We start from the raw sequence: 10,759 nt of genomic DNA, 5'->3' as shown, positions 1-10,759 counted from the left end.
GGGGAAGAAGATAATTTAATTTATTCTCCCCCCTTTTGTAAGGGGGGCTGGGGGGGATCTAAGAAAGCATTTAAGAATTAGTTTCTAAGGTCAAAAACTCTAAGAGATCCCCCTCAATCCCCCTTGTGAAGGGGGAAGAAGATAATTTAATTTATTCTCCCCCCTTTTGTAAGGGGGGCTGGGGGGGATCTAAGAAAGCATTTAAGAATTAGTTTCTAAGGTCAAAAACTCTAAGAGATCCCCCTCAATCCCCCTTGTAAAGGGGGAAGAAGATAATTTAATTTATTCTCCCCCCTTTTGTAAGGGGGGCTGGGGGGGATCTAAACCTTATTAATTAAACCGCAAGCGCAACCTTACCACAACGCTCATTGGCGGGTACTGCCTCAGCGATCTTTTTGGGATTTGGCAAATTGAGACTGCCCATAAATTCAATAAATTGAGCGCGATCGCGTCCTACAAAACGAGGATTCCATTGTTTCTCTTCGCCGATGGTGGATACCAAATTGCCGCGATAGTCATGTCCAGGGTAAACGAAGGTAGTATCGGGCAGCGTAAACAACCTTTGGGTGACATGATCGTACAAAGTACCCGCATCGCCACTTTGGAAGTCGGTGCGTCCGCAACCGCGAATTAGAAGGGCATCACCTGTTAATAAATGTGTGCCATCAATCAAGAAAGACATGTGGCTGTCGGTATGCCCAGATGTGGCGATCGCCTGAATTTTAATTTCGCCCACATTCAAAACTTCTTCGTGTTTTACAAAGCGATTAGCACAGGCCGCATGGGCATTTTCAGGGACAATACCTTCACAGCCTGTTAGTTCGCGTAATTTGCCCGTACCTGTGATGTGGTCAGCATGAATATGGGTTTCCAAACAAAATTTGAGGGTCAAGCCCAACTCTCGCAAGAGTTTAAGATCGCGCTCAACCTGTTCTAAAACTGGATCGACTAGGACTGCTTCCTTTGTAGCTGAATCGGCAATCAGATAAGTATAGGTTCCTGTCTCTTGATCGAATAACTGGCGAAATAGCATGGCAGTAAATTCTCGAATTTTTAAAACTTTCCTAATATATTACTATATGGTGATATATTGTGTCAAGCTCTAAACAAGCTATTGCAAACTATTGCTATAGGGTTCATCCCTGCAAGTAGAGGCGATCATTTAACACCAAGACTGCTCATCTTCAGGATTATTCAATAACTCACGAATATTTGCCTCGATTACCCGATAGCCGACATTCCCATTTAAGCGCTGTCTTCCTTCATTAAAAATTAATGTCGGACTTACCGATATTGTATGTTCGCGAATCAACTCAAAATCTCGCGATAGCAACGCATAGGCTTCGCCACTGTCGATTTGGGCTTGTAGTTCAGTAATTGAGATGCCAAGTTTATGAGCAATTTGGAACTGCACTTGGCGATCGCTGACATCGGCAACATCTTCAAAGCTTTAGCGCCATGTTGGGCAATCTCGTCATAACAATGACGATGGTCATAGGCTCCATCTGCGGAAACTTGAGCGATGTCAGCTTCAATCCCTTCGAGAATATCGGCAATCCATAAGTCATGAGTAGTTAATCGTTCCATCGTAAAGAACTATATGATTTCAGTACAAATTCCTGTAACTTATACAGGATGTTATACGTCAGGATGTCACGCTTATTTTTGTTCCCATCTACTTTTGCACACGTTGGACTTAAGTATAGATTTTTACTGATTTTCTAACTTTGTTTTATGGATAGGAAGTAGAAAAGATATTCACTCATTTTATATGCGATCGCCTTGGAGATACTCGTCATGAATTCAGAAACCTTATCGGTACTTAAACCCTATCTCAGCTTTTTCCATCCCATTATGATGTGGGTATTGCTAGGTATTACTATCTATGCGATGTATCTGGGAGTGCAAGTTCGTCGCACCAGACTAGTAGAAGGCGATGTTAAGAAAGAAATGATCAAAGGTAAATTCGCAATTCGTCATCACCAAATTGGTTCTATCGTGCTAGCCATAATGGTATTGGGAGCAATCGGTGGAATTGTAGCGACATATATAAGTAGTGGCAAGATTTTCATTAACGCCCATTTGTTTGCTGGTTTAGGAATGGTAGGCGCGATCGCGGTTTCAGCATCGTTAGTTCCCTTTATGCAGAAGCATAACTGGGTTCGTAGCGTTCATGTGGCGATTAATATGGTAGTGATGGGTCTATTTGGTTGGCAAGCCCTGACTGGTATCCAAATTGTCCAGAAGATTTTGGCTTCCATGAATGCACCTGTTGCTGGTTAATCGGTTTCTAAAGCAATCTATTCAAAGCAATACCAATAAGAAATCAATGTTTATACCTCGTGGTTTTAACAAACGTTCTGTCTTAACCAAACTTGGCAAGATGGTTTATTACACGGCTCAAGGAGAACCATGGAATGAACATAATCCTACAGAAGCATTAGTCTTTCTGCACGGTTTTGGCGGTGGTTCCTCCGCCTACGAATGGTCAAAAGTATATCCAGCTTTTGCCGCAGACTATCAAGTCTTGGCTCCCGATTTGATTGGTTGGGGGCGATCGGATCATCCCGATCGCAGCTACAAAGCCGAAGATTACATCGACACGATCATCGAATTTATGGAGCAGACCTGTTCCGTTCCCACAACTGTAATCGCCTCGTCATTGACAGCAGCGTTCACAATTCGTGCAGCGATTGATCGTCCAGAGTTATTTAAGTCATTAATTGTTACAACAGCCTCTGGTTTAGGTGAGTTTGGGCAAGACTATCGCCGTAGTGGTTTTGCTCAGTTCGCTCAGGCAGTGAATGCTCCTTTTCTCAATCAACTGCTCTACGGTACGGGTGTGGCAAACAGTTTTGGCATCCGTAGCTTTTTGGAACAGCGCCAGTTTGCCAATGCCGCGCTAGTTTACCCTGAAATTGTTGAAGCTTATCTGGAATCGGCTCAGCGTGAGAATGCAGAATACGCAGCACTCTCATTTGTTCGCGGTGATTTGTGCTTTGATTTGTCTCAGTACATCACAAAATTGACGGTTCCTACCGCCATGATTTGGGGCAGGGGTTCTCAGTTCACCAACCCTAATGTCGGTCGTCAGCTTGCAGCGATGAATCCTGAAGTCATTCGGCGTTTTTATTATTTGGATGATGTGGGATTTACCCCACAGCTAGAGCAACCTGCGGTGATGACTGGACTAATTCGCCAGATTTTGCCATTGCTTGAGTAGATTTTTAAGTAGATTTTTATAAAGAGATTCAGGAGTAGATCATGCAAAAATCATATCAGTTCATTCTCAATCTCTTTCTAGTAGTTGGGATCAGTTTGTTTGCGTTCGCATGGAGTCCTGCGATCGCCATAGCTGTTCCAATTATTCCCCATCCTGAAGAATTAGTTCATGCTGTTCAGGAAATTGAATCTCTAGACGCAATGCGGACAGGCTTGGCTTCGAGTCTAGAAGGAAGCACTGAAGAACCAACCCAACAAACGATGAAAGAAGTCTGTCGTCCTGTGGGAATGCAAGCCATGCAACTCAGCAAAGAAAATGGTTGGCAGGTGAAGCAAATCGCAACTAAGTATCGCAATCCTGCCCATGCTCCTGAAAATCTCCATGACAAGATGGCATTGGCAAAGTTTGAGCAAGACCATGAGTTAGTGGGAATTTGGGATCGGGAAACCATTAATCAGCAGGCAGGAACGCGCTACTATCGCCGTATCGATGTGGAAGCAAGTTGTTTAGTCTGTCATGGCGCAAAGGATCAGCGTCCGCAGTTTGTGCAGAAAGGCTATCCTCAAGACTTGGCGTATAACTTCAAAGTTGGCGACTTGCGCGGTATGTATGCCGTATTCATTCCCGATGAAATGAAAAAAGCAATTCAAGATTCTGTTACTCCTTAGTTTTTGAGAAAGGAAAGGCGGTGCATTGCGCCGCTTTTCCTTTTTATTTATTCCTACTGTTAGAAAAAATCCTATGAAGTCAATTCCATCTCTACTACTCGGCATCATTTTATCATTCTGTCTTTTGTTGAGCCTTCAACCCAACGCGATCGCCTCAGAACCAATCGATATACCTAATCTGCTGTCGAGTATCGAAGGATATCCGCGACTGGAAATATCTTTGGATAAATATCTCATGGCAATTCCATCGGGATACTACACGATCGCTGATGTCGAAGAGTTGAAAAGTTTGATGGCAGATCGTCAAGCCCTATTAGTGGATGTCCGCGAACCATCAGAATATCAATTGGGACATATCCCGAATGCCATTAACATTCCACTGCGGACAATATCGCGCAATTTAAGCAAAATTCCTAGCGATCGCCCTGTGATTTTATACTGTTCTACGGGTTATCGCTCTTCGATGGGTGTGATGACCTTACATTTGCTCAATTATGACAATGTGAAGGGCTTTCCGCCGAGTCTTTCAGGTTGGAAACAAGCTGGTGGGGCGATCGCTAAGACTTAATTATTCTAGTAACGATAGTATCATCGGCACGATCGCATCGTTCATATGGAAGACGGACATTTGAGTAACTAGCTCATATTTTGAAGGAACAAGAAGATAGAATTCTTTCAAAGTCAATCATAATTTCAGGGTTTAGGGAGATTAGATCATGATTCATTATGATCGTGATCGCTAAGATAAATAATAATTAAACGATGAGGGGATAACCCATCATTGGGGCGGACAAAGGTATGGTATTTTGGTTGAGACCAAGAGTTCTCTTGATCTTCAATTAAGCCATTAGACTGACGCAATTAGGAAGAATTATGCATAGCAAAGAACATTGGGAAACGGTTTACTCTACAAAAGCCTCGGATTCTGTTAGTTGGTTTCAGGAACATGCTGAAACCTCTTTAAAATTTATAAAAAATTTAAATTTAGAGAAAAGCGCTCCAATTATTGATGTGGGTGGTGGAGCTTCAACCCTTGTAGATGACCTTCTCCTAAATTGCTATTCACATCTATCTGTTCTTGATCTTTCGGGCGCAGCTCTTGAAATCGCTAAAAAAAGAATTGGCTCAAATTCAGTAAATGTCCAATGGCATGAGGGTGATGTAACGGAAGTAAAATTTTCTAAGCATCAATTTGAAGTGTGGCATGACCGTGCAGTCTTTCATTTTTTAACAAATCTGGAAGATCGTGAAGCTTACATTAAAAATGTATTACATTCTGTCAAGCCAAATGGTCATATTATTATTTCTACATTTTCAGAAGATGGTCCAACTCAATGTAGTGGCTTACCTGTGATGCGCTATTCCGCAGAAAATATGCAAGCTGAGTTCGGTGAGAATTTCTTTCTTAAAGAGCAATTAAAAGAAAATCACAATACGCCTTTTGGCACAACGCAAAAATTTGTGTTTTGTCACTTTGTAAAAAAAATTTAACAGAGCATTACAGCATTGTTCTTTTCGCTCCCAGCTTTACAGTACTTTGCGCTGTAATGTTTACCTAACTCCTCAAATCGCCAATATAACACCCAATTTGTTTAAGTCCCTGTAAAACTTGGACATGTTCTACTGTATTTTCACGTAAGCGATAAGTAGGAAGATCGCCTAGAAATCACGACTCACGGTAATAGCGATTGCCTTCAGGAGATAGATTGTTGGGGCGATCGCCTAGAAATCATGACTCATGGTAGTAGCGATCGCCTTTAGTAGATAGATTGTTGAGGCGATCGGCTAGATGTTGCGAATTATGGTAATAGCGATCGCTTTTGTGAAGATAGATTGTTGGGGCGATCGGCTAGATATTATGAATTATGGTGATGGCGATCGGCTTTTCGTGATTTTTAGCATTAAATTCAACAATGTGTTTAGTGGAAACGAGTAATTTCAATTATTTGTCGCGATCGCTGAAAACAGACATCAAATTCTCGAAAAAAGTTTGTTTGCCCAAGGATTAGTGGCACATGAGCAGCTTGCGCCCAAGCAAATGCTAGGCGAACTGGTTCCAGACTCCCAATTTGAACATCTACAAATAAACCCCTTGCTTCAACCTTTGCAAGATTTCCAGCTAATGGTAAGCGCACAGTCTGTTCCTCCCAAATCGCCCCCAATCGTAGCCCAATGTCATAAGGTAACAGATTAACGGTAGAGCCACTATCTAACAATGCATTTGCGGAGACAGAAAAGTTTACAGAACTCAAAGTGATCGGAATCGTGGGTAATGCTTCATCGTCAGAAAAGGGAAACTCGAACGTACTACGCATGAGTAGATACCTGTTGGTCATCTCGAATCATCTGCATTAGAATATTTGCAGCTTCTATTGAGTCATATGGCGAGGAAACTGGATACTCTGATGCAGAAAAGATAACTTGTAACTCAGCATCTGGGACTTGTGTGGCTAGAATTTTGAAGAGTGACAATTTATCTAGCTGGCTCAAATTGTTCACCAATGGAAGTAATTCAGCGAGAGACATATTTTAAACTCCAAAACCTATACTTACAATAATGTATTTATCATAAGCGATCGCCTACAGTAAACCTATAGAGAATATATCGTTAATGCGATCACCCCATAAATCACGGCTCACAGTAAAAGCGATCGCCTAGAAATTACGACTCATGGTAATGGCGATCGCCACGGGTATTTACTTAGTATTCTCTTTCTGTTCTGAAAGAGTTAGCAAAAATGTAAGTTCGGTTGACGATTGAATGGCATGGGGAGTATTAGCAGGAATAAAAATAAATACTCCAGACTCCATAACAATCTCCTTACCTACTAGGTTAAATATTCCTTGCCCTTCGATGACGTTCACTGTGGCATTGCGAGGGTTGGTATGTTCAGCGATCGCTTTTCCCAAAGATAGCGACATCAAAGTATATCGACAGTTTCCATCTTCTAATAAAATCTTACTCTTAATTCCTGTTGAAGCATACTCAATTACTTCTTTCCAATGAATAGCTGTATTCTCTGGGTTCATTATGGTCATGGGATTATTTCTCTGTGTGGGTAAATTATGGAAAGGCAATTTTGGAGATCGGTGGATGTCTAATGTAAACTTAAGCAGCAGGTCTGAGCACGTTTTCAGATGACACTTTGAACCATGACAGGCGATCACTTGATTTAATCAGTGAAATGGTTGAGTAAGATATAAAACTTAATTGAAAGATTAGTTGCCAGTGCTTATAACCTCAACTATCTCTTTAAATAATGGAAGTATTTCAATTTATATCTAAAAGTATAGTATCTCGCTATATAACGATATAATTATCTAAATGCAACAAATAGATTGCAAAAGAATATTTACTTTTGTTCACCGTAAAGCCTGTCTCCAAGGCTTCCGCAAAATCAAAGGAATTGAACCATGAGCGTAGACCAAAAACGTATTCTAATTATCGGTGGTAACGCGGGAGGAGCATCCTGTGCAGCGCGATCGCGGCGGCTATCAGAGACTGCCGAAATCATTGTTTTTGAGCAAGGTTCGTTTGTATCCTTTGCCAACTGTGGATTGCCCTACTACATTGGTGATGTGATTACCGATGAGAAAAAGTTGCTGGTTGCCAATGTTGCCCTATTTCGCGATCGCTTTAAGATTGATGTGCGCTTAGAAAATGAAGTAATGGCGATCAATCGCGAAGCGATGCAGATTACTGTTAAAAATCGTCAAACAGGTGCTATCTATCAGGAATCCTATGATGCGCTGGTCTTAGCCACTGGTGCAGCTCCGATCATTCCCCCTTTAGCAGGAATAGATTTAACAGGAATCTTTGTGGTGCGAACGATTCCCGATAGTCGCCAGATTCGGGCATGGATTGACGAGCATCAAGCAAAACGAGCGGTGGTCGTCGGTGGCGGATTTATTGGCTTAGAAATGGCTGAGAATCTAGTTAATCGCGGGATTGAGGTAACTCTGATTGAATCGCAATCACAGGTAATGTCACCCCTCGATCCTGAGATGGTGGTTTCGGTACAGGAAACAATGCGATCGCACCATGTCAATTTGGTGTTAGGCGATAGCGTTAGCAAATTTGAACGCAATGATCATGGCATCGCTGTCACCACAAAATCGGGGGCAACGCATACCGCCGAAATCGTTATTCTGGGCATCGGTGTACGTCCAGAGACAGCATTGGCAAAAGCCGCAGGGTTAGAAATTGGCGATCGCGGCGGTATTCGTGTCAATGAGTGTATGCAGACTAGCGATCCGAAAATTTGGGCGGTGGGAGATGCAGTCGAAGTTAAAGACTTTGTTACGGGTGAGTGGACATTAATTCCCTTAGCGGGTCCTGCGAATCGTCAAGGACGAATTGCGGCGGATGTGATTTGCGAAGCTTGTCCTAGTACCTTTCGCGGCGTACAGGGAACTTCAGTTTGTGGTGCATTCGGCTTGACGATCGCATCTACAGGAGTCAATGAGAAGACTCTGAAACGATTAGACTGGGAATACGAGAAGGTCTATCTCCATCCAATTCACCATGCTGGATATTATCCCGACGCGAAACCGATTGATTTAAAACTTCTATTCTCAAAGGAGGATGGGCGAATTTTGGGAGCGCAGGCGGTGGGAGAAGAGGGTGTGGAAAAACGCATTGATGCGATCGCGATCGCTATGCAGATGGGCGCGACCGTATTCGATCTCGAAGAAGCGGAGTTATGCTATGCACCCCAATTTGGCTCGGCGAAAGATCCTGTAAATATGGCAGGAATGATCGCGGCGAATGTTCTTAGAGGTGATGCGACTTTGGTACATTGGGAGCAACTCTCAAATCTTGATGGTAGATTGCTGCTTGATGTTCGCAATGTTGATGAGTTTGAGGCAGGGAATGTGCAAGGAGCGGTAAATATACCGTTACCGCAGTTACGCGATCGCTTAAATGAGCTAAATCCAGAGCAGGAGATTTGGGTTTATTGTCAGGTCGGACAGCGAGGTTATTACGCCACGAGGATTCTGAGTTTAAATGGATTTAAGGCTTATAACTTGAGTGGTGGTTTTAAAACGTTCCAAGCAGTTAAGCAAGCTTTTTGAGAGTGTTGGAAGACTTTGCGAGTGTATAGGCGATCGCCTAAAAATCACGACTCACAGGAATATTAGTTCCTTGAAATACCTCATTTAATGGCATAAACCCATCAAAAGTAAAGTTTTTCTGGGTTTTCCTTTTATATATTTACAAAATAAAGTTTAATAACTCATTTGTTTTTGGTTACGCGAGAATTATTAAACTAAGAGACTTGTGAGTGTGGTAACTTAATGTCTAAATTATCTCGACTTTTTCCATTTCTAGAAAACTTTAATTTGAAGACATCTACACCCAAAGAGCCTCCGTCTAAGCAAAGACTTTGGTTAGGTAAATTCGTCTGGATTGTTATTATCATTGCTATTGTTGGTATTGGTGGACGATTTCTTTTTTTTAAGGTTGAAAGCAACCCTTTTCAGCTACCAATGACTGCGTATGACTGGACTGGTTTTGGCGAAAGCTACGATCAAGATGTTTTGACGGTAACAGAAACAGCTAAAGAAACCCCAAGTAATAAGCAAACGATAAAGACAACAAAAACCACAAATCGTCTACAACCAGCAAAGACTTTGTGGGATTTGATGAGTTTGTTATTGGCTCCTGCTACGTTAGCGGGTCTAGGTTTTTGGTTTCAATCCTCGCAGGAGAAAGCTAAACGAGATAAAGAGGATGCTGATAAAAAACGCGAGCTAGCTAGGCAACAGGAACAAGCAAAGCGAGATGCTGAACAACAAAGGGAACAAGCGCTACAATCTTACTACGATCAATTATCAGTATTGTTGGTTGACAAAAAATTAGGTGCAGTTTTACTCTATCAACTCAATACGTCAACTGATGATATTGATAACGTAAGTGAACTAGAAGTAGGCGACACAAAACAAGCAGAGATAGATGCTGATGCTGCATTGAATGTTGTGAAAGCTAAAACGTTGTCGCTATTTAGAGCTTTTGAGCAAGATATGCCCCGTAAATCCAGTGTTCTATCTTTTTTAGGTGATTCTGGGCTTTTAATTCATCTAAAATTAGACCTCTCATCTTCTAATTGGAAAGAAGCCAACCTCAGCAATGCCCAACTTAGCGGAGTTAACTTCAGCGGAGCCAACTTCAGCAAAGCTCAACTCTTTGGAGCTAACCTCAGAGGAGCCAACCTCAGTATGACTAACTTCAAGAAAGCTAAGCTTAGCTTAGCTAACCTCAGCAAAACTGACCTCAGCGATGCCAATCTCAACAAAGCCCAACTAGACGTAGCCAACCTCAGCGATGCTCAACTCATCGGAACCCAACTCATTGGAGCCGAACTCATTGGATGCGATCTTATGAGAGCCAATCTCAGCGATGCCAATCTCAGCGATGCCTATCTTAGCGGAGCTTTTCTTAAAGGAGCCAACTTCAGCAAAGCCAATCTCAGCGGAGCCAATCTTAGCAGAGCCTTTCTTAACGGAGCCAAATTTAGCAAAGCCAATCTCAGCGGAGCCGATCTTAGTTATGCCGATCTCAGTGATGTCGATCTGATCGGAGCCATTATAGATATTCAACAAATTAAATCAGCGAAGGGTTGGGAATCCGCCTTATTTTCTGATACAGTCCGAGCCGAACTTGATAAATCTATCTCGCAAAAGCAAATAAACCAGTAGCTAGTTTTGTCTCTTTTGATCGCCTAATAATCACGACTCACAGTAATAGCGATCGCCGATCTTGTCGCGTGTGTTAATAAAGTGCAACGCACCTTATTTTTGTTCGTATTGACACTGACTTAAACACAGTTACAATTTTTTAGCTAGACTACTGAGTAACAACTTTCAA

The 10,759-nt window shown here is 42.2% G+C and carries 12 protein-coding genes and 1 pseudogene; 8 read left to right on the top strand and 5 right to left on the bottom strand.

Annotated elements, in window-relative coordinates:
* Nucleotides 1–334: 334 nt before the first annotated feature.
* Together VB775_RS24505 and VB775_RS26660 are read right to left on the bottom strand one after the other, a co-directional pair.
* Nucleotides 335–1,033, bottom strand: a complete 699-nt coding sequence (locus VB775_RS24505; protein ID WP_281009720.1) for an MBL fold metallo-hydrolase — start codon at nucleotides 1,031–1,033, stop codon at nucleotides 335–337.
* Between the two features lie 129 nt (nucleotides 1,034–1,162).
* Nucleotides 1,163–1,447: pseudogene (locus tag VB775_RS26660) on the bottom strand (DsbA family oxidoreductase); the annotation flags it as partial.
* 350 nt (nucleotides 1,448–1,797) lie between these two features.
* On the opposite strand from VB775_RS26660, the gene VB775_RS24490 reads away from it, so the two are divergent.
* The 6 genes from VB775_RS24490 to VB775_RS24465 all read left to right on the top strand — a co-directional run bounded on the left by VB775_RS24490 (nucleotide 1,798) and on the right by VB775_RS24465 (nucleotide 5,827).
* Nucleotides 1,798–2,283, top strand: coding sequence for a DUF4079 domain-containing protein (locus VB775_RS24490; protein ID WP_281009721.1), 486 nt, complete (start codon nucleotides 1,798–1,800; stop codon nucleotides 2,281–2,283).
* A gap of 46 nt (nucleotides 2,284–2,329) precedes the next feature.
* Complete coding sequence (locus VB775_RS24485; protein ID WP_281009722.1) at nucleotides 2,330–3,223, top strand: alpha/beta fold hydrolase; 894 nt, start codon at nucleotides 2,330–2,332, stop codon at nucleotides 3,221–3,223.
* A gap of 41 nt (nucleotides 3,224–3,264) precedes the next feature.
* Complete coding sequence (locus tag VB775_RS24480; protein WP_281009723.1) at nucleotides 3,265–3,891, top strand: Tll0287-like domain-containing protein; 627 nt, start codon at nucleotides 3,265–3,267, stop codon at nucleotides 3,889–3,891.
* 73 nt (nucleotides 3,892–3,964) lie between these two features.
* Nucleotides 3,965–4,459, top strand: coding sequence for a rhodanese-like domain-containing protein (locus VB775_RS24475; protein ID WP_281009724.1), 495 nt, complete (start codon nucleotides 3,965–3,967; stop codon nucleotides 4,457–4,459).
* Between the two features lie 305 nt (nucleotides 4,460–4,764).
* Nucleotides 4,765–5,382 (top strand): class I SAM-dependent methyltransferase, encoded by a 618-nt coding sequence (locus VB775_RS24470; RefSeq protein ID WP_281009725.1) that lies wholly within the window; start codon nucleotides 4,765–4,767, stop codon nucleotides 5,380–5,382.
* Nucleotides 5,383–5,680: 298 nt separating this feature from the next.
* Nucleotides 5,681–5,827: a hypothetical protein gene (locus VB775_RS24465; protein ID WP_281009726.1), complete on the top strand. Its 147-nt coding sequence runs from the start codon at nucleotides 5,681–5,683 to the stop codon at nucleotides 5,825–5,827.
* Here the strand turns inward: VB775_RS24465 and VB775_RS24460 are convergent.
* The 3 genes from VB775_RS24460 to VB775_RS24450 form a co-directional block, all read right to left on the bottom strand.
* Nucleotides 5,811–6,206 carry a hypothetical protein gene (locus VB775_RS24460; protein WP_281009727.1) on the bottom strand — a complete coding sequence of 132 codons (396 nt, stop codon included), beginning with the start codon at nucleotides 6,204–6,206 and terminating at the stop codon, nucleotides 5,811–5,813. The two genes, VB775_RS24465 and VB775_RS24460, sit on opposite strands and share 17 nt — an antisense overlap.
* Nucleotides 6,199–6,417 carry a hypothetical protein gene (locus VB775_RS24455; protein WP_281009728.1) on the bottom strand — a complete coding sequence of 73 codons (219 nt, stop codon included), beginning with the start codon at nucleotides 6,415–6,417 and terminating at the stop codon, nucleotides 6,199–6,201. Before VB775_RS24455 ends, VB775_RS24460 begins: the two co-directional genes overlap by 8 nt.
* Nucleotides 6,418–6,588: 171 nt before the next feature.
* Nucleotides 6,589–6,930 carry a cupin domain-containing protein gene (locus VB775_RS24450; protein WP_281009729.1) on the bottom strand — a complete coding sequence of 114 codons (342 nt, stop codon included), beginning with the start codon at nucleotides 6,928–6,930 and terminating at the stop codon, nucleotides 6,589–6,591.
* A gap of 375 nt (nucleotides 6,931–7,305) precedes the next feature.
* Between VB775_RS24450 and VB775_RS24445 the strand changes: the two genes are divergently transcribed.
* The gene (locus VB775_RS24445) at nucleotides 7,306–8,967 is read left to right on the top strand and encodes an FAD-dependent oxidoreductase (RefSeq protein WP_281009730.1); all 1,662 of its coding nucleotides are present in this window, start codon (nucleotides 7,306–7,308) and stop codon (nucleotides 8,965–8,967) included.
* 222 nt (nucleotides 8,968–9,189) lie between these two features.
* The gene (locus VB775_RS24440; RefSeq protein ID WP_281009731.1) at nucleotides 9,190–10,590 is read left to right on the top strand and encodes a pentapeptide repeat-containing protein; all 1,401 of its coding nucleotides are present in this window, start codon (nucleotides 9,190–9,192) and stop codon (nucleotides 10,588–10,590) included.
* Nucleotides 10,591–10,759: the final 169 nt, after the last annotated feature.

The organism is Pseudanabaena sp. CCNP1317 (assembly GCF_034931345.1).
Classification (GTDB): Bacteria; Cyanobacteriota; Cyanobacteriia; order Pseudanabaenales; family Pseudanabaenaceae; genus Pseudanabaena; species Pseudanabaena galeata.
This window is presented reverse-complemented; position numbering and strand designations above follow the sequence as displayed.